Consider the following 20,285-nt stretch of genomic DNA (forward strand, 5'->3'; position numbering starts at 1 on the left):
GCGAATTTGATCCGGGAAGATCCACCATGCAACTGATATCAAAAGCCAAAATCTGGGCAAAGTCACTGAAGCGTGACATCGTGGCGCTGTGGCTTGCCGCCCGCGATCCTCGCGTGCCCTGGTATGCGAAAGCGGTCGCTGGCGCTGTCGCAGCTTATGCGCTTTCGCCGATCGATCTGATCCCCGACTTCATTCCTGTGCTCGGCTATGTCGACGATCTCGTCATCGTGCCGCTCGGCATCCTGCTGGCGACGCGGCTTGTGCCGGCAGAGGTGATGGCTGCGCTTCGCCAGGAGGCCTCAAGGCGGACTGAGCGCCCCTCCGGCGGGGCCGGACTGATCTTCATCCTTGTCGTCTGGCTCGCCTGCATCATCTTTCTGGCTCTGGCAGTGCGCAAGCTGATTTGATCGGCAGTAAAGGAAGATGATGATGACATGGCGAATGTCGGCCGCGCTCGGTTTGGCGATCCTGATTTTCCCATCGGATCCTGCATGGTCGGCGAGCTTCGATTGTGATGCGAAGGAATTGAAGCCAGACGAAAAGGCGATCTGCGACAACCGCGCCCTCAACGACGCCGACGTCAAGATGGTGACGACTTTCGAGCTGCTCTCCGGGCTGCTGGCCATGGGCTCTCGCGGCACGTTGCAGGACGAGCAGACCGCCTGGCTGAAGAAGCGGCAGGAATGCGGCGCCGATGCCGCCTGCATCAAGGCTGCCTACGACGAGCGGATGAAGCAGCTCGGCGAGACCTACAAAAACATCAACCGGCCGCTTTGACAGCGACCGGTCGACAGAGCAGCTGACTCTTGATCAGCGGGTCGTAGGTTCGAGGCTACTCAGCGAGCGTTCAGATCCCGCACGGCGCCGCGATCGGCGCTCGTCGCGAAGGCAGCGTAAGCTTTGAGCGCGGTGGTGACGTTGCGCTTGCGAACCTCGGTCGGCCGCCAGCCCTTGCCGTCTTGCTCGGCGCGGCGGGCGGCGAGCTCGGCCTCGCTGACACGCAGGCTGATCGTACGGTTGGGGATATCGATATCGATCATATCGCCTTCGCGCACCAGGCCGATCGTGCCGCCATTTGCCGCTTCCGGCGAGACATGGCCGATCGAGAGACCCGAGGTGCCGCCGGAGAAGCGGCCGTCGGTGATGAGCGCGCAGGCCTTGCCGAGGCCTTTCGACTTCAGATAGCTCGTCGGATAGAGCATTTCCTGCATGCCGGGACCGCCCTTCGGGCCTTCGTAGCGGATAACGACGACGTCGCCGGCCTTGATCTCGTTGGCGAGGATCGCCTTAACCGACGCATCCTGACTTTCGAAGACGCGGGCCGGGCCTGAGAATTTCAGGATCGATTCATCGACGCCGGCCGTCTTGACGATGCAGCCGTCGACCGCGAGATTACCCTTTAGCACGGCAAGACCGCCATCCCTCGAGAAGGGATGTTCGACCGAACGGATGACGCCGTTTTGGCGATCGGTGTCGAGCTCGTCCCAGCGGGCCTCCTGGCTGAAGGCGACCTGGGTCGGGATGCCGCCGGGAGCGGCCCGATAGAAGTTGCGGACGGTGTCGCTGCTGGTGCGGGTGATGTCCCAGCGATCGATTGCATCGCCGAGCGTCTCGGCATGGACGGTCGGGCAATCGCGGTTCAGCAGGCCACCCTTATCGAGCTCTCCGAGGATCGACATGATGCCGCCAGCGCGATGGACATCTTCCATGTGTACATCGCTCTTGGCAGGCGCGACCTTCGACAGGCATGGCACCCGGCGCGACAGGGCGTCGATATCGGCCATAGTGAAGTCGACTTCGCCTTCATGGGCCGCTGCCAGGATGTGCAGGACCGTATTGGTCGAACCGCCCATGGCGATATCGAGCGCCATCGCATTCTCGAAAGCCTGCTTGGAGGCAATGGTGCGCGGCAGCGCCTTGACGTCGTCCTGCTCGTAGTAGCGGCGGGCGAGATCAACGATCAGGTGGCCGGCCTCGACGAAGAGGCGCTTACGATCGGCATGGGTGGCAAGCGTCGAGCCATTGCCGGGCAGCGACAGGCCGAGCGCCTCCGTCAGGCAATTCATGGAGTTTGCGGTGAACATGCCGGAGCACGAGCCGCAGGTCGGACAGGCTGAACGCTCGATCACCTTGACGTCGTCATCAGAGATCTTGTCGTCGGCAGCCGCGACCATGGCGTCGACGAGGTCGAGCGCATGTTGCTTGCCATGCAGCACGACCTTGCCCGCTTCCATCGGACCGCCGGACACGAAGACGGTGGGGATGTTGAGGCGCAGCGACGCCATCAGCATGCCGGGAGTGATCTTGTCGCAGTTGGAAATGCAGACCATTGCATCAGCGCAATGGGCATTGACCATGTATTCGACGCTGTCGGCGATCAACTCGCGCGAGGGCAGCGAATAGAGCATGCCATCATGGCCCATGGCGATGCCGTCGTCGACGGCGATCGTATTGAACTCCTTGGCGACGCCGCCGGCCGCCTCGATTTCGCGGGCGACGAGCTGGCCGAGATCCTTAAGATGCACGTGGCCCGGCACGAACTGGGTGAAGGAATTCACCACCGCGATGATCGGCTTGCCGAAATCCGAATCCTTCATGCCCGTGGCGCGCCAAAGGCCGCGCGCGCCCGCCATGTTGCGGCCGTGGGTCGTGGTTCTGGAACGGTAAGCTGGCATCGGTGTCTTCCTCGACATGTCGGAAACATCAGGCGAAGCCGGGGCGGCAATGAAGCCTGCGGGCCGGGCGAACGCCGCTTTTTGGAATTGTCCTAATCCAATCGATGGGGGCTGTCACTACCGGCAAGGCCAAATCCGGTACGCCGCCGGGAGAAGCGCGTTGAGCGCCATTCGAATATATACGGTTCGGCGGGCCTTTGGTTACACCCTATCCCATCACAGCAGAACACAAAAAATTGGCTTCCTGTCAGCAATATTCAAGGCATAGAAATTGATCCGAACATGCGGGCGGTTCGTTTAAGGACTATATTCGGAATATCCGCCCTGGAGGTTTTCGACATGCCAAACTATCGCCCCCCAAAGATCGCGTCGTCGGAGATCACGCCCCGCCAGATCTATCTGCGCCGCCGTGAATTCCTGGGCGCAGCGACGCTTGGCGCCATGGCGCTCAATGGCGCTGGAAAGGCCAGCGCGGCCGCCCTTTCCGCCGTCGAGAGCAAGTACAAGGTCGATGAGAAGACGACGCCGATCAAGGACGTCACGACCTACAATAATTTCTATGAGTTCGGTCTCGACAAGGGCGACCCCGCCGCTCTCTCCGGCGATTTCAAGCCGCTGCCCTGGACGGTCAAGGTCGACGGCATGGTCAACAAGCCAGGTACCTTCGACGTCGAGGCGCTGATGAAGGAATTCCCGATCGAGGAGCGCACCTATCGGATGCGCTGCGTCGAGGCATGGTCGATGGTCATTCCATGGAACGGGTTTCCCCTGGCGGCGCTGCTCGACAAGGTGGAGCCGCTCGGCAGCGCCAAATATATCGCCTTCGAAACCGTCGTGCGACCGGAGGAGATGCCCGGGCAGAAGGGCTTCTTCCAGTCGCTCGACTGGCCCTATGTCGAGGGCCTGCGGCTGGACGAGGCGCGCCACCCGCTGACGTTGCTTGCCGTCGGGCTTTATGGCGAAACGCTGCCGAACCAGAACGGTGCGCCGATCCGCCTCGTCGTGCCGTGGAAATACGGTTTCAAGGGCATCAAGTCGATCGTCAGGATCACGCTCACCGACCAGCAGCCGAAGAACACCTGGCAGGTGACCAATCCGCAGGAATACGGTTTCTACGCCAACGTCAATCCAGCCGTCGACCATCCGCGCTGGAGCCAGGCGAGCGAGAGGCGCATCGGCGAAAGCGGCTTCTTCGGCGCCAGCCGTCATCCCACCCTGCCCTTCAACGGCTATGCCGACGAGGTGGCGAGCCTTTATGCCGGCATGGATCTGAAGGCGAATTTCTGATGGCGGAACTGTCGCTCGCCATCCCGAAGCGCTGGCAGCCCGCTTCCGTCTGGCTGCTTTATGTCGTCGGGTTCGTGCCCGCCGCCTGGACCTTCTATCTCGGCGCGACCGATCAGCTCGGCGCCGATCCGGTCAAGACCTTTGAGCTCTTCCTCGGCATCTGGACAATCCGCTTCCTGATCGCAACACTTGCAGTGTCCCCTGCCCGCGAGTTGTTCGGCTGGAATTATCTGCGCTACCGCCGCGCTCTCGGCCTTTTGACCTTCTACTATGCGCTGATGCATTTCACCGTTTACATGGTGCTCGACCAGGCGATGGATATTCAGGCCGTCGTCAACGACGTGCTGAAGCGCCCGTTCATCATGTTCGGCATGGCTGGCCTTGCCATGCTTATTCCCCTGGCGGTGACATCCAATAATTTCTCGATTCGTCGCCTCGGTACGACCTGGATCTGGCTACACCGCCTCGTCACCATCATTGCCGCCTGCGGGGCTCTGCATTTTGCCCTTTCGACCAAGATCCTCGATCTCGAGCAGTTTATTTATGTGGGGTTGATCATCGCGCTCATCCTTTACCGCTCCTGGCGGCCGATCGCGCGCAGTCGGAAGAAAAGCCAGGGGCGGCAGCGCAATCGTGCGGTGGCGTCGGTTTCCTGAAGCCAGCCGTCAACGGCGCGCGGGATCAAAGGCACAGACCACAGCGATGCCGATCGCATAGGCCAGTATGTTCCAAAGGGAAAATATCCGGCCAAGCAACAAGGCGCCTGCAGTCGTCAACCGAAACGCGTCCAACCAGGGTGTATGATAAAGTCGGAAGAATTCGACTGCGATTGCCATGAACAGCGCCATGACCGCAATGACTGCCCGCGGTGACTTTCCGAGAACGAGCGCCACCAGCAGATAGGCCATCGCCCCCCACAGCGCCGACCCGCCATATTTGACGACGACGAAAGGCAGATCGACCGCGTAGCCGAAGCGCCTGAGCGCCAGGCCGGCCGCAATCACCACAAGCACAGCCGCGAGACGGAGGAGCTGCGCTCGAGAATGCGCTTCGCGCATAGAACCTTCCATCTTAATCTCCACAGTTTGGGGCTCCGGGACAGACATACGAATGGCTCTGTCGCCGAAGAAGCTGCGCCGCTTCCGTTTTCGACCGATGCACAAACGAAAACAGCCGGGCTTCGCAGCCCGGCTGTTTTCTATCCGCCGAAGCGGAAGACTTAGGCGGCGACGGCCTGCTCTTCGGCAGCGACGCGGGCCTTGTCGGCTGCGCCCTTGGCGTAAGTGTCGCGGTCGACGAACTCGATCACGGCCATGGCGGCGTTGTCGCCCTGGCGGAAGCCGGCCTTCATGATGCGCAGGTAGCCGCCGTTGCGGGTGGCGTAACGCGTTGCGATCGTGTCGAACAGCTTCGAGACGACGGCAGCATCGCGGATCTGCGAGATCGCCTGACGGCGAGCGTGCAGGTCGCCGCGCTTGCCGAGCGTGACGAGCTTTTCGACGATCGGACGGATTTCCTTGGCCTTCGGCAGGGTCGTGACGATCTGCTCGTGGGTAATCAGCGAAGCCGCCATATTGGCGAACATCGCCTTGCGGTGGCTTGCAGTTCTATTCAGCTTGCGGCCGGCTTTACCATGGCGCATTGCTCTTCTCCTTTAATGCAGTGCCCTTACTTCGTTACCGGGCCTGCCGTTTCCTGGCACATGCAGGCGATATGCCTGCTGTTTGACGGGGAAAGGCAGCCGAAAGAGCCTGCCTTTTGTTTTCTTAATATTGGTCTTCGTAGCGCTTGGCGAGATCTTCGATGTTCTCGGGCGGCCATGCGGGCACTTCCATGCCGAGGTGCAGGCCCATGGATGCGAGAACTTCCTTGATTTCGTTCAGCGACTTGCGACCAAAATTCGGCGTGCGGAGCATTTCTGCTTCGGTCTTCTGAATCAGGTCACCGATGTAGACGATGTTGTCGTTCTTCAGGCAGTTTGCCGAACGGACCGACAGTTCGAGTTCGTCCACCTTCTTGAGGAGAGCCGGGTTGAAAGCAAGTTCGGTGACTGCTTCCTCTTCGGTTTCCTTCTGCGGCTCGTCGAAGTTGACGAAGACGCCAAGCTGATCCTGGAGGATGCGCGCCGCAAAAGCGACGGCGTCTTCGCCGGTGATCGAGCCATCGGTTTCGATGGTCATGTTCAGCTTGTCGTAGTCGAGAACCTGTCCTTCGCGGGTATTTTCTACCTTGTAGGACACCTTCTTGACCGGCGAATAGAGGCTGTCGACCGGGATAAGGCCGATCGGAGCATCTTCCGCACGATTACGCTCGGCCGGAACATAACCCTTGCCGTTGTTGACGGTGAACTCCATCCGGATCTCGGCGCCCTCGTCGAGCGTGCAGATCACATGCTCGGGGTTGAGGATTTCGATATCGCCGACCGTCTGAATGTCGCCAGCCGTGACAACGCCCGGGCCCTGCTTGCGCACGACCATGCGTTTTGCGTCGTCGCCATCCATCTTGATGGCGATTTCCTTGATGTTGAGCACGATATCCGTGACATCTTCGCGGACGCCGGGAATCGAGGAGAATTCATGCAGCACGCCATCGATCTGCACCGCCGTAACGGCAGCACCGCGCAGCGAGGAGAGCAGAACGCGGCGAAGCGCGTTGCCGAGGGTGAGGCCGAAGCCGCGCTCCAGCGGTTCGGCGACGAGCGTCGCCCTGGTGCGCGAGCTCGAGGAGAACTCCACCTTGTTCGGCTTGATCAGTTCCTGCCAGTTCTTCTGAATCATGAGTTTGCCTTCCGTTCGTTGCCACCATCCAATCGTGACAACCGAGCTTGAAAACCACCGGGAGCGCCAAGGCGCTCACCGGTGACGAGAGCGATGATCAGACGCGGCGCTTCTTGCGCGGACGGCAGCCATTGTGCGGGATCGGCGTCACGTCGCGGATGGACGTGATCATGAAACCTGCAGCCTGGAGCGCACGCAGAGCCGATTCACGACCCGAACCCGGACCGCAGACTTCGACTTCCAGCGACTTCATGCCGTGTTCCTGGGCCTTCTTGGCGCAGTCTTCGGCAGCGATTTGGGCAGCAAAGGGGGTCGACTTGCGCGAACCCTTGAAGCCCTTGGCGCCAGCCGACGACCAAGCGATCGCATTGCCCTGCGCATCGGTGATGGTGATCATCGTGTTGTTGAAGGTCGAGTTAACGTGCGCGACACCCGACGAGATATTCTTGCGCTCGCGACGGCGAACGCGGACGGCTTCCTTAGCCATGCTATTCCTTTCTTTGATCTCTTCACCGCCGTAATACCAGCGGCTACACCGGAACGGCGCCTACATGGTCCCGCTCCAAACTCAAAAGAGGCCGGCGCGGACCGCCAGCCTCCCCACCCCGGTTTCCCGGAAATTACTTCTTCTTGCCGGCGATTGCCTTTGCCGGACCCTTACGGGTGCGGGCATTGGTGTGCGTGCGCTGACCGCGGACCGGAAGGCCGCGACGATGACGCAGGCCGCGGTAGCAGCCGAGATCCATCAGACGCTTGATGTTCATCGCGGTTTCGCGACGAAGATCACCCTCGACCTGATAGTCACGGTCGATGGTTTCGCGGATCTGAAGGACTTCAGCGTCCGTCAGCTGATGCACACGACGCTCAGCCGGAATACCGACCTTCTCGACGATTTCCTGTGCGAATTTCGGACCGATCCCGTGAATGTAGGTCAGCGCGATGACTACGCGCTTTGCAGTCGGGATGTTGACGCCAGCGATACGTGCCACGCCTGTTCTCCTTGCATTCCAGTTGCCATCCGGCAAGTGGGCTTCGTTATGCGACCCTCAGGGCCGCCCGTTCAGATTTAATGTCCGTAACATGTCAAAACGACCGCACCCGGACTTCCCAGGGAAATCCGCGCCGATCGCAGGGAATGTCGCGAGTTGGCGCGGTGTTTAGCGGAATCACTGCTGAAAAGCAACCGTTTCCGCCAAGTTTATTTTCAAGCCTTAAAGCTTGGAAAGAATGGCTTCGACCTCAGCAGTCACATGGTCGATTTCAGCCATGCCGTCGACAGACCTGAGCTTGCCCTTGGCATGGTAGTAACCGATCAGCGGTGAGGTCTCCTTGTAGTAGACCTGCAACCGGGCCGTCATGGTCTCCGGAGTGTCGTCGGGACGGCGCTTGAAGTGGGTAGAGCCGCACTTGTCGCACACACCCTCATTGGCCGGGACCTTGTCCGTGTCGTGATAGACGCTACCGCACTGGGCGCAGGAGTAGCGGCCGGCAACACGACGGACCAATTCGGCATCATCGACACGGAATTCGATGACGACGGAGAGACCAAGACCCTTTGCTCTCAGCATCGCTTCGGTGGCGTCCGCCTGAACGAGCGTCCTGGGGAAGCCATCGAGAATGAAACCGTTGGCGCAATCGGGCTGATCGATTCGCTCCGAGACGATGGCGATGACGATCTCGTCCGAGACCAGCTTACCGGCGTCCATGACCGCCTTGGCGCGCTTGCCGATCTCCGTGCCGGCGTTGACCGCCGCACGCAGCATATCTCCCGTGGAAAGCTGCGGAATGCCGTGCTTTTCCACGATCCGCTGGGCCTGGGTTCCCTTGCCCGCGCCCGGCGGCCCCAAAAGGATAAGTCTCATCGCCCCCTCTTTCCTCCTCGCAACTTCGATTTCTTGATCAGGCCTTCGTATTGCTGCGCGATCAGGTGACCCTGGATCTGTGCAACCGTATCAAGAGTTACGCTAACCACGATCAAAAGCGAAGTCCCACCAAGGGATAATGGAATGCCGGTTTGCGACACCAGAATCTCCGGGAGGATGCAGACGAAGACGAGATAGATGGCGCCGATCACCGTGATACGGGTCAGCACGTAGTCGATGTATTCGGCGGTGCGCTCACCGGGACGGATTCCGGGAATAAAGCCGCCATGCTTCTTCAGATTGTCGGCCGTGTCCTTCGGATTGAAGACGATGGCCGTATAGAAGAAGGCGAAGAAGGCGATCAGCGCCGCATAGAGCACCATGTAGAGCGGCTGGCCATGGCCGAGGGCGGCAACGATCGACGTCGCCCAGGCAGGCATGGCCGTGGTGTTGGCAAAGCCCGCGACTGTCGCCGGCAGAAGCAGCAGCGAAGAGGCAAAAATCGCCGGGATCACGCCCGAGGTGTTCAGTTTCAGCGGCAGGTGCGACGTATCGCCCTGGAACATGCGGTTGCCGACCTGGCGCTTCGGATACTGGATCAGCAGCCGGCGCTGGGCGCGCTCCACGAAGACGATGACACCGATGACGGCGATTGCGACAATGATGACGAGCAGGATGAGGCCGGTCGACAGCGCCCCGGTGCGGCCGAGTTCAAGCGTGCCGGCAAGAGCGCTCGGCAGGCCGGCTGCGATACCGGCGAAGATGATCAGCGAAATGCCGTTGCCGATACCGCGCGAGGTGATCTGCTCGCCCAGCCACATCAGGAACATCGTGCCGCCGAGCAGCGTCAGAACGGTGGAAACACGGAAGAACCAGCCCGGATCGACGACAAGGCCCTGGCCGCTCTCCAGGCCGGCCGCAATGCCGTAAGCCTGAAGCGCACCCAGAATGACGGTGCCGTAGCGGGTGTACTGGTTGATGATCTTGCGACCCTGCTCGCCTTCCTTCTTGAGGTTTTCAAGCGTCGGCACGACCGACGTCATCAGCTGCACGATGATCGAAGCGGAGATATAGGGCATGATGCCGAGCGCAAAGATCGCCATGCGCTGAACGGCGCCGCCCGAGAACATGTTGAAAAGGCCGAGAATGCCGCCTGCCTGGCCGCGGAACGCCTGGGCATAGGCTTCGGGATTGAGACCCGGAAGCGGGATATGGGTGCCGAGCCTGTAGACGAGGAGAGCTGCCAGTGTGAACCACAGGCGCTTCTTCAAATCCTCGGCTTTGGCAAAGGTCGAAAAATTGAGGTTGGATGCCAATTGTTCCGCTGCAGAAGCCATGCGATTCTCCGCCCTACCAATTCCGGCGTCTCTGGGGAAATGCCGGCCCCGGAATCAGTATGAAAATAATTCAAAACCGGGTTTTGGACGGATTGCAGCGCAACCCCATGCCTCACCCTTGTTTTCCAGTTTTACCGGCGTGACGCGGGCGCGCCAGCCAAGTCTTTGTGAGGCCCACATATGGGAGCAAAATCGCCCGGTGTGAAGCACCCCGGGCGATATATCATCAGATATTATTCCGCTGCAGCCGGAGCCGAAAGCAGCGTCACCGTGCCGCCGGCCTTTTCGATCTTCTCGACGGCGGGCTTGGAAGCGCCAGCGACGACGATGGTGATCTTGGCCTTGAGCTCGCCGTCGGCGAGAACGCGAACGCCATCCTTGGCGCGGCGGATAACCCCGGCAGCCTTCAGGGCAGCGGCGTCAACAGTCGCCTTGGCGTCGAGCTTGCCGGCGTCGACTGCCGCCTGAATGCGGCCGAGCGACACGACGACAAAGTCGGAAGCGAAAATGTTATTGAAGCCGCGCTTCGGCAGGCGACGATAGATCGGCATCTGGCCGCCTTCGAAGCCGTTGATGGCGACGCCGGAACGGGACTTCTGACCCTTGACACCGCGACCAGCCGTCTTGCCGGAGCCCGAACCGATACCGCGGCCGAGGCGCTTGCGGCTGTGGGTCGAGCCTTCGTTGTCCTTGATTTCATTGAGTTTCATGAGCGTTTCCTCCGTCTCACTTCTCGTCGACGATGCGAACGAGATGCTGGACAGCACGGATCATGCCGCGAACGGAAGGAGTATCCTCCAGCGTGCGGCGACGGTGCATCTTGTTCAGTCCGAGACCGATCAGCGTGCGCTGCTGAACGTCCGGACGGCGAATCGGGCTGCCGATCTGTTCGATCGTGACAGTCTTCGCTTCAGCCTTCTTGGTAGCCTTGGCCATTGGTCAGCTCCTCTTATTCTTCAGAGGCGTTGCCGGAGGCGCTACGACGAGCCTGCAGCGTTGCATACTTGATGCCGCGCTGAGCTGCGATGTCCTTCGGGTGAACCTGGTGCTTCAGAGCGTCGAAGGTGGCGCGAACCATGTTGTAGGGGTTCGACGAACCGGTCGACTTGGCGACGACGTCGTGCATGCCGAGCGTTTCGAATACGGCGCGCATCGGACCGCCGGCGATGATGCCGGTACCGACCTTGGCCGAGCGCAGCAGAACCTTGCCGGCGCCGTGGCGGCCATGGACGTCGTGATGCAGCGTGCGGCCATCACGCAGCGGTACGAAGATCAGCTCGCGCTTGGCGGCTTCGGTTGCCTTGCGGATGGCTTCCGGCACTTCGCGTGCCTTGCCGTGGCCGAAGCCGACGCGGCCCTTCTGGTCGCCGACGACGACGAGTGCTGCGAAACCAAAACGACGGCCGCCCTTGACGACCTTGGCGACGCGGTTGATCGCGACCAGCTTGTCGACGAATTCGCTATCGCGCTCTTCACGGCTCTGGCGGTCTTCCCGCTGCGGCCTTCTTTCCTGTGCCATTGTCCTCTTCCTTTTTCTTTTCCGGGTGCAATCGGCAAATGAATGTGGACCGCATCAGCCTCCCCTTCTTGCCAGGGAGTGCCTGCGGTCCGGCGAAAATCCGGCCGGAGCGACAGCGCCCGGCCGGAAACTGATCAGAAGGTCAGACCGCCTTCGCGGGCCGCTTCGGCGAGAGCCTTGATGCGGCCGTGATAGATGAAGGCGCCACGGTCGAATACGACGTCCGTAACGCCGGCCTTGGAGGCGCGCTCGGCGACGAGCTTGCCTACGGCGGCGGCGGCGGCGGTATCGGCACCGGTCTTCAGAGAACCGCGCAGATCCTTGTCGAGGGTGGAGGCGGACGCAAGCGTCTTGCCGGCCACGTCATCGATGATCTGGGCATAGATGTTCTTCGAGGAGCGATGAACCGACAGGCGCGGACGGCCATTGGCCACCGACTTGATATGACGGCGCACGCGGTTGGCACGACGTGCAAGTGCTTCTTTCCTGCTAGCCATTTCGCGTGATCCTTACTTCTTCTTGCCTTCTTTGCGGACGATCCGCTCGTCGGCATACTTGACACCCTTGCCCTTGTACGGCTCGGGACCGCGATATTCGCGGATTTCGGCCGCAACCTGACCGACCTGCTGCTTGTTGATGCCGCTGACGATGATTTCAGTCGGCTTCGGAACAGCGATCGAGATGCCGACCGGCGGTTCATAGACCACGTCGTGGCTGAAACCGAGGGCCAGCTGCAGGTTCTTGCCCTGCATGGCGGCGCGGTAACCGACGCCGTTGATTTCGAGCTTGCGCTCGTAACCGTCCTTGACGCCCTTGAAGATGCCTTCGATCATCGTGCGGGACATGCCCCACTTCGAACGCGCATCCTTGGACTGGTTTACGGGCGTCACGACGACCGCGTTGTTTTCGAGCTTGAGGCTGATTTCGTCGTTAGCGACGAAGAACAGCTCGCCCTTCGGGCCCTTTGCGGTAACCTTCTGGCCTTCGACCGTAGCCGTGATCCCAGCAGGCACCTGAACGGGCTTCTTACCGATACGAGACATGTTTCAATCCTGTCTGTTCGCTATGGAGATCCCTGCCCGATCTTAGAAGACCGAGCAAAGAACCTCGCCACCAACGTTCTGTTCGCGAGCCTGGTGATCGGCCATCACGCCCTTCGGAGTCGAAAGGATGGTGATGCCGAGGCCGTTCGCGACCTGCGGAATGGATTTGACCGAGACATAAACCCGGCGGCCCGGCTTCGACACACGGCCGATCTCACGGATCACCGATGCGCCTTCATAGTACTTCAGCTCGATGTTGAGCTCCGACTTGCCATTGCCGAAATCGACAACGGAATAGCCACGGATGTAGCCTTCGGACTGCAGGACATCGAGAACACGCGCACGGAGCTTGGATGCAGGCGTCGAAACCGACGACTTGCGGCGGGAAGCGCCGTTGCGGATGCGGGTGAGCATATCGCCCAACGGATCAGTCATTGTCATCTAACCTGCTCCTTACCAGCTCGACTTGACAATGCCCGGCACCTTGCCGAGATTGCCGAGTTCACGCAGCGCGATACGCGACATGCGCAGTTTGCGGTAGTATGCGCGCGGACGGCCCGATACTTCGCAACGGTTGCGAATGCGGGTCTTCGATCCATCGCGCGGCAGGGATGCCAGCTTGATCGAGGCCTTAAACCGCTCTTCGATCGGAAGAGCCTGGTTCATGATGATCGCCTTCAACGCAGCCCGCTTTGCGGCCTGGTTGGCGACCGTATTACGGCGGCGCTTGTTCTTTTCAACTGCGCTTGTCTTCGCCATGTCAGGTTCCTTTTCTACGCTCGTCGTTACGGTTATTGACGGAACGGGAAGCTGAACTCCTTCAGGAGAGTCCGTGCTTCGTCGTCGGTCGTCGCCGTCGTGCAAACGATGATGTCCATGCCCCACATCTGATCAACCTTGTCGTAGTTGATTTCAGGGAACACAATGTGCTCCTTGATGCCCATGGCGAAGTTGCCACGGCCGTCAAAGCTCTTCGGGTTCAGGCCGCGGAAGTCGCGAACGCGCGGAAGCGCGATGTTGACCAGGCGATCCAGGAACTCGTACATGCGGGCGCCGCGCAGGGTGACCTTTGCGCCGATCGGCATGTTTTCGCGGACCTTGAAGCCTGCGATAGAGTTGCGTGCGCGGGTGATGACCGGCTTCTGACCGGCGATCGCTGCGAGGTCGGCGGCAGCAACCGTCGGCTTCTTCGAATCAGCGGTCGCTTCACCGACACCCATGTTGATCACGATCTTGTCGAGCTTCGGGATCATCATCTCGTTGGCGTAGGAGAACTTCTCCTGCATCGCCTTGCGGATGCGCTCGACATATTCCTTCTTGAGCCGCGGCTCGTATTTTGCCTCAGCCATCGATCACTTCTCCAGAACGCTTGGCCACGCGGACCTTCTTGCCGTCAACGACCTTGAAACCGACGCGGGTCGGCTTGCCGTCCTTGTCGACGATTGCAATGTTGGACAGGTGGACCGGGGCTTCCTTGTTGATGATGCCAGCTTCCTGGGTCTGCGTCTGGCGCTGGTGGCGCTTCACGACGTTGACGCCACGGACGACGGCACGATCTTCCTTCGGCATGACCTGAACGACTTCGCCGGTGCGGCCCTTGTCCTTGCCAGCGAGCATGACGACCTTGTCGCCTTTACGTATCTTCTGCATCGCTTCGCTCCTTACAGTACTTCGGGAGCCAGCGAGATGATCTTCATGTGGTTCTTGGCGCGAAGTTCGCGCGGAACCGGTCCGAAGATACGGGTACCGATCGGCTCTTTCTTGTTGTCGATGAGGACTGCTGCGTTGGTGTCGAAGCGGATGACGGAGCCATCCGGACGACGGATGTCCTTGGCGGTGCGAACGACAACCGCCTTCATCACGTCACCCTTCTTCACGCGGCCGCGCGGGATCGCTTCCTTGATCGAAACGACGATGACGTCGCCGATCGAGGCATACTTGCGCTTCGAGCCGCCCAGCACCTTGATGCACATGACACGACGTGCGCCGGAATTATCCGCGACGTCGAGGTTTGTTTGCATCTGAATCATATCAGGTCGCCTTCTTGGTTTACCGGAATGGTTGGGCCTAAGCCCCCTACCCCGGCTTATGAAAATGTTCGCCGGCCAACCCACCGTAACGGCAGGCAAAAACACGGCATAGCTGAATAGCGCGGGGTCGATCGTGCCAGGGTGGTTTCCCGAACGGGACCTTCCGTGCGCTCAAAGCAAAAGAACGCCCGGCATTCGAGCGTTCTGACGCTGCTTCATACAGATATTTTGGCGAGACGCAAGGCCTCGCGCAAAATTCTGTTACTTGCCCTGGGCGGCAATGACCGTCCAGCGCTTGTCCTTGGAGATCGGCGCGCATTCCTCGATGGATACGGTATCGCCGATCTTGTACTGGTTGTTTTCGTCGTGGGCCTTGTACTTCTTGGAACGACGAACGGTCTTCTGGAGCAGCGGGTGAGCGAAACGACGCTCAACGCGAACCACTACCGTCTTCTCGTTCTTGTCGCCAACGACGACGCCCTGCAGGATGCGCTTCGGCATGTTTTTCTTCCTTTAGGCCTTAACTTCTGCCGCCTTCTGGCGGGCAATGGTTTTGACGCGGGCGATGTCCTTGCGGACTTCGTTGATGCGCGAGGACTTTTCGAGCTGGCCGGTCGCCTTCTGGAAGCGCAGGTTGAACTGCTCCTTCTTCAGCTTGGCAAGCTCGTCCTTGAGTTGGTCGGCGCTGAGCGCGCGAACGTCTGAGGCTTTCATGAGCTCAATCCTTACTCTGCAATGCGCTGTACGAAGCGCGTCTTGACCGAGAGCTTGGCAGAGCCGAGGCGAAGCGCCTCACGGGCGATCTCTTCGCTGACGCCGTCGATCTCGAACATCATACGACCGGGCTTGACCTTGCATGCCCAGTACTCAACGGAGCCCTTACCTTTGCCCATGCGGACTTCGGTCGGCTTTGCGGTTACCGGAACGTCCGGGAACACGCGGATCCATACACGGCCGGCGCGCTTCATGTAGCGCGTGATCGCGCGGCGGGCCGCTTCGATCTCGCGTGCGTTGACGCGGTTGGGCTCCTGAGCCTTCAGGCCGAATTCGCCGAATGCCAGGTCAGAACCGCCCTTGGCAACGCCCTTGATGCGGCCCTTGAACTGCTTGCGGTACTTAGTACGCTTTGGCTGCAACATTTTCTTACTTCTCCGAGCTTATCTTTCGCCAGCGCTAATTACGCGTTGTCGCGTTCGCGGCGACGATCGCCACGGTCGCGTTCGCGGCTTGCCGGACCCTGTGCATCGCCTTCCAGCGCGCGACGTTCGGAAGCCATCGGATCGTGCTCAAGGATTTCGCCCTTGAAGATCCAGACCTTGATGCCGCAGATACCGAATGCGGTTTCGGCTTCTGCCGTGCCGTAATCGATGTCGGCGCGCAGCGTGTGCAGCGGCACACGACCTTCACGGTACCATTCAGTACGGGCGATTTCAGCACCGCCGAGACGACCGGCGCAGGTGATCTTGATGCCTTCGGCTCCAAGACGCATTGCCGACTGAACGGCGCGCTTCATGGCGCGGCGGAAAGCCACGCGGCGCTCGAGCTGCTGGGCGATCGACTGTGCGACCAGCGTCGCGTCGACTTCGGGCTTGCGCACTTCGACGATGTTGAGGTGCGTTTCCGAATTGGTCATGTCCGACAGCTTCTTGCGGAGCTTGTCGATGTCGGCGCCCTTACGGCCGATGATGAGGCCCGGACGGGCCGAGTGGATCGTGACGCGGCACTTCTTGTGCGGACGCTCGATGACCACCTTGGAGATGCCTGCCTGCTTCAGTTCGCTCATGACGAACTTGCGCATCTTCAGGTCTTCGTGCAGCAGCTGGCCATACTCGGCATTGTCCGCGAACCAGCGGCTATCCCAAGTACGGTTGATGCCGAGACGGAAACCGATCGGATTGATTTTCTGACCCATTATGCGGCCTCCTCTGCTGCCTGCACTTCACGAACGACGATCGTCAGGTGCGCGAAGGGCTTTTCGATGCGCGATGCGCGACCGCGGCCACGAGCGTGGAAACGCTTCATGACGATCGACTTGCCGACGTAGGCTTCGGCGACGACGAGCGCGTCGACGTCAAGATCGTGGTTGTTCTCGGCGTTGGCGATCGCGGATTCGAGCGTCTTCTTGACGGCGCCCGCGATGCGCTTGCGGGAGAACTCCAGCTCAGCGAGTGCACGCTCTACCTTCTTGCCGCGGATGGCCGCAGCAACCAGGTTGAGCTTCTGGGGGCTGACACGGAGCGTGCGGGCGACTGCTTGCGCCTCGTTGTCCTTCAGCCGGCGTTCGGCTTTTGCCTTGCCCATTGTTACTTCCTCTTCGCCTTCTTGTCCGCGCCGTGACCGTAGTAGGTGCGGGTCGGAGAGAATTCACCGAATTTGTGACCGACCATGTCTTCATTGACACTGACCGGGACATGTTTGCTGCCGTTGTAGACGCCGAAGGTAAGACCGACGAACTGCGGCAGGATCGTGGAGCGACGGCTCCAGATCTTGATCACTTCTGCACGTCCGCCTTCACGAACCTTCTCAGCCTTCTTGAGAAGATAGCCGTCAACGAACGGACCTTTCCATACTGAACGAGCCATTGGAGACTTCCTCTCTTACTTCTTACGCTGATGACGCGAGCGCATGATCATCTTGTCGGTCGACTTGTTCGACCGGGTGCGCTTGCCCTTGGTCGGCTTGCCCCACGGTGTCACCGGATGGCGACCACCGGAGGTGCGGCCTTCACCACCGCCGTGCGGATGGTCGACCGGGTTCATGACAACACCGCGGTTATGGGGACGCTTGCCGCGCCAGACGGTACGACCGGCCTTGCCGTCGTTGATGTTGGCGTGGTCGGGGTTCGAGACGGCGCCGATCGAAGCAAGGCAGATGCCGCTTACGAGGCGCTGCTCACCGGAGTTCAGGCGAAGGATCGCCATACCCTGGTCACGACCGACGAGCTGCGCGTAGGAACCGGCGGAACGGGCGATCTGACCGCCCTTGCCCGGCTTCATTTCCACATTGTGGATGATGGAGCCGACCGGGATGTACTGCAGCGGCATGGTGTTGCCGGGCTTGACGTCGACAGCCTTCTCCGAAGCGATGACCTTGTCGCCGGCAGCGAGACGCTGCGGAGCAATGATGTAGGCCTGCTCGCCATCAGAATAGGTCACCAGCGCAATGAAAGCCGTGCGGTTCGGATCGTATTCGATACGCTCGACCGTGCCTTCGACATCGAACTTGCGACGCTTGAAGTCGACCAGTCGGTAGCTGCGCTTATGACCGCCACCGATGAAGCGAGCCGTGATGCGGCCGAGGTTGTTACGACCACCGCTCTTGGTCAGACCTTCCGTCAGCGCCTTGACCGGCTTGCCCTTGTAGAGCGAGGAGCGGTCCACGATGACCAGCTGACGCTGGCTCGGGGTCGTCGGATTGAATGTTTTCAATGCCATTTTCTTATTCCTCAGAGACCGGTGGAGACGTCGATCGTCTGGCCTTCAGCCAGCGTCACGACAGCCTTCTTCACGTCCTTCTGCTTGCCGACGAAACCGCGGAACCGCTTGGTCTTGCCCTTACGCAGCAGAGTGTTGACGGCCGTAACCTTGACGCCGAACAGCGCCTCGACAGCAGCCTTGATTTCCGGCTTTGTCGCCTGCTTGGCGACATTGAAAACAACCTGGTTGTTTTCAGATACCAGCGTGGACTTTTCGGTGATCGCCGGAGAGACGATCACATCGTAGTGGCGAAGATCGGTCACTTGAATCGCTCCTCTAGCGCTTCAACCGCAGCCTTGGAAAGCACGAGCTTGCCGCGGCGCACGATGTCGTAAACATTGATGCCCTGGATCGGCAGAACATCGATGTTCGGGATGTTCTGCGCTGCAAGCTTGAAGTTGCCGTCAAGCTCTGCACCGCCGATGAAGAGGGCGTTGGTCAGGCCGAGCGTCTCGAAAGCAGACGCGAGAGCCTTGGTCTTGGCTTCAGCTGCGACCAGGTTGTCGATGACGATGACGTCATCGGCCTTGATCTTGGCCGAAAGGGCATGGCGAAGGCCGAGTGCGCGAACCTTCTTCGGAAGGTCGTGCTCGTGGCTGCGAACGACCGGGCCATGGGCCTTGCCGCCGCCGCGGAACTGCGGAGCGCGAGCCGAATGGTGACGGGCGCGGCCCGTACCCTTCTGCTTGTACATCTTGGCGCCGGTGCGCGAAACCTCAGCGCGGCCCTTTGCCTTGTGCGTGCCCTGCTGCTTCTTGGCAAGCTGCCAGCGGATAACGCGGGCGAGAATGTCTTCGCGGGGCTCGAGGCCGAAAATCTCGTCCGAAAGGGAGACCTTCCCGGCGTCTTTTCCCTCGAGGGTCTTGACGTTCAATTCCATTGATCTGGCTCCCTTACTTCGCGGCCGACTTGACGGCATCGCGCACGATGATCCAGGCACCCTTGGAACCGGGAACAGCACCCTTGATCAGGATCAGACCGCGATCTTCGTCGGTCGAAACCACTTCCAGGTTCTGCGTCGTGACGCGCGTCTGGCCCATGTGACCAGCCATCTTCTTGTTCTTGAAAACCTTGCCCGGATCCTGGCGCGAGCCGGTCGAACCGTGCGAACGGTGCGAAACCGACACACCGTGCGTGGCGCGCAGACCGCCGAAACCGTGGCGCTTCATGGCGCCGGCAAAACCCTTACCGATGGTCGTACCCGTCACATCGACGAGCTGACCGGCGGCAAAGTGACCCGCCTTGAGCTCCGTCCCGATCTCCAGCAGATTGTCTTCCGACACGCGGAATTCTGCGAGCTTGGCCTTCGGCTCGACGTTGGCAACGGCAAAGTTGCCGCGCATCGCCTTCGACGTGTTCTTTACCTTCGCCTGGCCGGCACCGAGCTGAACTGCGGTATAGCCATTCTTTTCGACAGTGCGCGTGGCAACGACCTGGCAGCCGTCCATACGCAGTACCGTTACCGGGACATGCTCGCCGGCGTCGTTGTAGACGCGGGTCATTCCCACCTTCTGTGCAATCACACCTGAACGCATCGGTTCAATCCTTCCAACTCAGCTCGAGCAAGCTCAGAGCTTGATCTCAACATCGACACCGGCGGCGAGATCGAGCTTCATCAGCGCGTCTACCGTCTGCGGGGTCGGGTCTACGATGTCGAGCAGGCGCTTATGCGTGCGCATCTCGAACTGTTCGCGGCTCTTCTTGTCGATGTGCGGGGACCGGTTGACCGTAAACTTCTCGATGCGGGTCGGAAGCGGAACGGGGCCCCGGACGCTTGCACCGGTGCGCTTCGCCGTCGACACGATCTCGCGCGTGGAAGCATCGAGAATCCGGTGATCGAACGCCTTCAGGCGAATGCGGATATTTTGGCCGTTCATTCGACGTTATCCTTGTGTTTGTTTTCCACATGTCTCTCAACAAGACACGGGTTGTTCTTTCTTCCTAAGGCGGACCACCGGTTTCAAAGATCGAGAGGGCGCCGATGCCCGGCGTCCCTATCCAGTCTTCAGGGCCTTCTAGCCCACCTTATTTGCTTGTTCAGTCACCGCTTCGTCGTCCAAAGCGGCACGCAAATCGCGCTCGCGCGCCATTTGCTACATTTCTGTGTAATAAGCAAGCGGCTTACGCCGCCTGCATCATAATATTGTCATCGAATCGGCCACCCCACCGGAGTGGCCGAATGAATTACTCGACGATCGAAGCGACGATACCGGCGCCGACGGTGCGGCCGCCTTCGCGGATAGCGAAGCGCAGCTTTTCTTCCATCGCGATCGGAACGA

General features: G+C 60.3%; 33 protein-coding genes, 1 tRNA gene and 1 pseudogene. 5 read left to right on the plus strand and 30 right to left on the minus strand.

Annotated features, from left to right (window positions below):
* Window positions 1-26: 26 nt before the first annotated feature.
* The 3 genes from FHT70_RS28020 (at window position 27) to FHT70_RS28030 (ending at window position 846) form a co-directional block, all read left to right on the plus strand.
* Entirely contained in the window at window positions 27-407 is a 381-nt protein-coding gene (locus FHT70_RS28020) for a YkvA family protein (protein ID WP_097601656.1), read from the plus strand.
* Between the two features lie 19 nt (window positions 408-426).
* Window positions 427-777 (plus strand): hypothetical protein, encoded by a 351-nt coding sequence (locus tag FHT70_RS28025; RefSeq protein ID WP_086005019.1) that lies wholly within the window; start codon window positions 427-429, stop codon window positions 775-777.
* Window positions 768-846: transfer RNA gene (locus FHT70_RS28030), tRNA-Lys, on the plus strand. Before FHT70_RS28025 ends, FHT70_RS28030 begins: the two co-directional genes overlap by 10 nt.
* Here the strand turns inward: FHT70_RS28030 and ilvD are convergent.
* Window positions 837-2,675 carry a dihydroxy-acid dehydratase gene (gene ilvD / locus FHT70_RS28035; RefSeq protein WP_183706380.1) on the minus strand — a complete coding sequence of 613 codons (1,839 nt, stop codon included), beginning with the start codon at window positions 2,673-2,675 and terminating at the stop codon, window positions 837-839. The genes FHT70_RS28030 and ilvD overlap by 10 nt on opposite strands.
* A 339-nt stretch (window positions 2,676-3,014) precedes the next feature.
* Between ilvD and msrP the strand changes: the two genes are divergently transcribed.
* Both msrP and msrQ read left to right on the plus strand, forming a co-directional pair.
* Window positions 3,015-3,962 (plus strand): protein-methionine-sulfoxide reductase catalytic subunit MsrP, encoded by a 948-nt coding sequence (msrP, locus tag FHT70_RS28040; RefSeq protein ID WP_183706382.1) that lies wholly within the window; start codon window positions 3,015-3,017, stop codon window positions 3,960-3,962.
* Complete coding sequence (msrQ, locus tag FHT70_RS28045; RefSeq protein WP_085777824.1) at window positions 3,962-4,618, plus strand: protein-methionine-sulfoxide reductase heme-binding subunit MsrQ; 657 nt, start codon at window positions 3,962-3,964, stop codon at window positions 4,616-4,618. The genes msrP and msrQ overlap by 1 nt, the downstream gene beginning before the upstream one ends.
* A 9-nt stretch (window positions 4,619-4,627) precedes the next feature.
* Here the strand turns inward: msrQ and FHT70_RS28050 are convergent, their stop codons facing one another.
* The 29 genes and pseudogenes from FHT70_RS28050 to FHT70_RS28190 form a co-directional block, all read right to left on the minus strand.
* Window positions 4,628-5,020, minus strand: a complete 393-nt coding sequence (locus tag FHT70_RS28050; protein WP_183706390.1) for a DUF2809 domain-containing protein — start codon at window positions 5,018-5,020, stop codon at window positions 4,628-4,630.
* A gap of 161 nt (window positions 5,021-5,181) precedes the next feature.
* A complete protein-coding gene (rplQ, locus tag FHT70_RS28055; protein WP_011424993.1) occupies window positions 5,182-5,604 on the minus strand; it encodes a 50S ribosomal protein L17 in 423 nt (140 codons plus the stop codon).
* Window positions 5,605-5,728: 124 nt separating this feature from the next.
* Complete coding sequence (locus FHT70_RS28060) at window positions 5,729-6,739, minus strand: DNA-directed RNA polymerase subunit alpha (RefSeq protein ID WP_003547579.1); 1,011 nt, start codon at window positions 6,737-6,739, stop codon at window positions 5,729-5,731.
* Between the two features lie 97 nt (window positions 6,740-6,836).
* Complete coding sequence (rpsK, locus tag FHT70_RS28065; protein ID WP_003547577.1) at window positions 6,837-7,226, minus strand: 30S ribosomal protein S11; 390 nt, start codon at window positions 7,224-7,226, stop codon at window positions 6,837-6,839.
* 133 nt (window positions 7,227-7,359) lie between these two features.
* Window positions 7,360-7,728, minus strand: coding sequence for a 30S ribosomal protein S13 (gene rpsM / locus FHT70_RS28070; protein ID WP_011424992.1), 369 nt, complete (start codon window positions 7,726-7,728; stop codon window positions 7,360-7,362).
* A gap of 222 nt (window positions 7,729-7,950) precedes the next feature.
* A complete protein-coding gene (locus FHT70_RS28075) occupies window positions 7,951-8,601 on the minus strand; it encodes an adenylate kinase (protein ID WP_183706384.1) in 651 nt (216 codons plus the stop codon).
* Complete coding sequence (gene secY / locus FHT70_RS28080; RefSeq protein ID WP_183706386.1) at window positions 8,598-9,938, minus strand: preprotein translocase subunit SecY; 1,341 nt, start codon at window positions 9,936-9,938, stop codon at window positions 8,598-8,600. Before secY ends, FHT70_RS28075 begins: the two co-directional genes overlap by 4 nt.
* A 233-nt stretch (window positions 9,939-10,171) precedes the next feature.
* Entirely contained in the window at window positions 10,172-10,648 is a 477-nt protein-coding gene (rplO, locus tag FHT70_RS28085; RefSeq protein ID WP_085777821.1) for a 50S ribosomal protein L15, read from the minus strand.
* A gap of 16 nt (window positions 10,649-10,664) precedes the next feature.
* Complete coding sequence (gene rpmD / locus FHT70_RS28090; RefSeq protein WP_011424988.1) at window positions 10,665-10,874, minus strand: 50S ribosomal protein L30; 210 nt, start codon at window positions 10,872-10,874, stop codon at window positions 10,665-10,667.
* A gap of 13 nt (window positions 10,875-10,887) precedes the next feature.
* Complete coding sequence (gene rpsE, locus FHT70_RS28095; RefSeq protein ID WP_003573784.1) at window positions 10,888-11,457, minus strand: 30S ribosomal protein S5; 570 nt, start codon at window positions 11,455-11,457, stop codon at window positions 10,888-10,890.
* Window positions 11,458-11,591: 134 nt separating this feature from the next.
* A complete protein-coding gene (gene rplR, locus FHT70_RS28100) occupies window positions 11,592-11,954 on the minus strand; it encodes a 50S ribosomal protein L18 (RefSeq protein ID WP_011424987.1) in 363 nt (120 codons plus the stop codon).
* A gap of 12 nt (window positions 11,955-11,966) precedes the next feature.
* Window positions 11,967-12,500, minus strand: a complete 534-nt coding sequence (gene rplF / locus FHT70_RS28105) for a 50S ribosomal protein L6 (RefSeq protein WP_011424986.1) — start codon at window positions 12,498-12,500, stop codon at window positions 11,967-11,969.
* A gap of 42 nt (window positions 12,501-12,542) precedes the next feature.
* Entirely contained in the window at window positions 12,543-12,941 is a 399-nt protein-coding gene (gene rpsH, locus FHT70_RS28110; protein WP_004674934.1) for a 30S ribosomal protein S8, read from the minus strand.
* Between the two features lie 12 nt (window positions 12,942-12,953).
* On the minus strand, window positions 12,954-13,259 hold the full coding sequence (rpsN, locus tag FHT70_RS28115; protein ID WP_018115514.1) for a 30S ribosomal protein S14: 306 nt from the start codon (window positions 13,257-13,259) through the stop codon (window positions 12,954-12,956).
* A 32-nt stretch (window positions 13,260-13,291) separates the two neighbouring features.
* Window positions 13,292-13,849: a 50S ribosomal protein L5 gene (rplE, locus tag FHT70_RS28120; protein WP_011424985.1), complete on the minus strand. Its 558-nt coding sequence runs from the start codon at window positions 13,847-13,849 to the stop codon at window positions 13,292-13,294.
* Window positions 13,842-14,150 (minus strand): 50S ribosomal protein L24, encoded by a 309-nt coding sequence (gene rplX / locus FHT70_RS28125; protein WP_004674929.1) that lies wholly within the window; start codon window positions 14,148-14,150, stop codon window positions 13,842-13,844. The genes rplE and rplX overlap by 8 nt, the downstream gene beginning before the upstream one ends.
* An 11-nt stretch (window positions 14,151-14,161) precedes the next feature.
* On the minus strand, window positions 14,162-14,530 hold the full coding sequence (gene rplN / locus FHT70_RS28130; protein ID WP_003573790.1) for a 50S ribosomal protein L14: 369 nt from the start codon (window positions 14,528-14,530) through the stop codon (window positions 14,162-14,164).
* 261 nt (window positions 14,531-14,791) lie between these two features.
* Window positions 14,792-15,031, minus strand: a complete 240-nt coding sequence (rpsQ, locus tag FHT70_RS28135) for a 30S ribosomal protein S17 (protein ID WP_004674926.1) — start codon at window positions 15,029-15,031, stop codon at window positions 14,792-14,794.
* A 12-nt stretch (window positions 15,032-15,043) separates the two neighbouring features.
* Window positions 15,044-15,244, minus strand: a complete 201-nt coding sequence (gene rpmC, locus FHT70_RS28140; protein WP_008521335.1) for a 50S ribosomal protein L29 — start codon at window positions 15,242-15,244, stop codon at window positions 15,044-15,046.
* 11 nt (window positions 15,245-15,255) lie between these two features.
* Window positions 15,256-15,669, minus strand: coding sequence for a 50S ribosomal protein L16 (gene rplP, locus FHT70_RS28145; RefSeq protein ID WP_003573792.1), 414 nt, complete (start codon window positions 15,667-15,669; stop codon window positions 15,256-15,258).
* Window positions 15,670-15,707: 38 nt separating this feature from the next.
* Window positions 15,708-16,442, minus strand: coding sequence for a 30S ribosomal protein S3 (gene rpsC / locus FHT70_RS28150; protein WP_003573793.1), 735 nt, complete (start codon window positions 16,440-16,442; stop codon window positions 15,708-15,710).
* The gene (rplV, locus tag FHT70_RS28155; RefSeq protein ID WP_004674922.1) at window positions 16,442-16,831 is read right to left on the minus strand and encodes a 50S ribosomal protein L22; all 390 of its coding nucleotides are present in this window, start codon (window positions 16,829-16,831) and stop codon (window positions 16,442-16,444) included. Before rplV ends, rpsC begins: the two co-directional genes overlap by 1 nt.
* A 2-nt stretch (window positions 16,832-16,833) precedes the next feature.
* On the minus strand, window positions 16,834-17,112 hold the full coding sequence (gene rpsS / locus FHT70_RS28160) for a 30S ribosomal protein S19 (protein WP_007531666.1): 279 nt from the start codon (window positions 17,110-17,112) through the stop codon (window positions 16,834-16,836).
* A 15-nt stretch (window positions 17,113-17,127) separates the two neighbouring features.
* Window positions 17,128-17,964: a 50S ribosomal protein L2 gene (gene rplB / locus FHT70_RS28165; RefSeq protein WP_064801905.1), complete on the minus strand. Its 837-nt coding sequence runs from the start codon at window positions 17,962-17,964 to the stop codon at window positions 17,128-17,130.
* A gap of 11 nt (window positions 17,965-17,975) precedes the next feature.
* Window positions 17,976-18,269, minus strand: a complete 294-nt coding sequence (locus FHT70_RS28170) for a 50S ribosomal protein L23 (protein WP_003547550.1) — start codon at window positions 18,267-18,269, stop codon at window positions 17,976-17,978.
* The gene (gene rplD, locus FHT70_RS28175) at window positions 18,266-18,886 is read right to left on the minus strand and encodes a 50S ribosomal protein L4 (protein ID WP_004674918.1); all 621 of its coding nucleotides are present in this window, start codon (window positions 18,884-18,886) and stop codon (window positions 18,266-18,268) included. The genes FHT70_RS28170 and rplD overlap by 4 nt, the downstream gene beginning before the upstream one ends.
* 13 nt (window positions 18,887-18,899) lie before the next feature.
* Window positions 18,900-19,541 carry a 50S ribosomal protein L3 gene (gene rplC / locus FHT70_RS28180; protein ID WP_004674916.1) on the minus strand — a complete coding sequence of 214 codons (642 nt, stop codon included), beginning with the start codon at window positions 19,539-19,541 and terminating at the stop codon, window positions 18,900-18,902.
* A 33-nt stretch (window positions 19,542-19,574) separates the two neighbouring features.
* A complete protein-coding gene (rpsJ, locus tag FHT70_RS28185) occupies window positions 19,575-19,883 on the minus strand; it encodes a 30S ribosomal protein S10 (RefSeq protein WP_003547547.1) in 309 nt (102 codons plus the stop codon).
* Between the two features lie 307 nt (window positions 19,884-20,190).
* Window positions 20,191-20,285: pseudogene (locus FHT70_RS28190) on the minus strand (elongation factor Tu); the annotation flags it as partial.

Origin of the sequence: Rhizobium sp. BK049 (assembly GCF_014193135.1) — a bacterium.
In the GTDB taxonomy this organism is placed as follows: Bacteria; Pseudomonadota; Alphaproteobacteria; order Rhizobiales; family Rhizobiaceae; genus Rhizobium.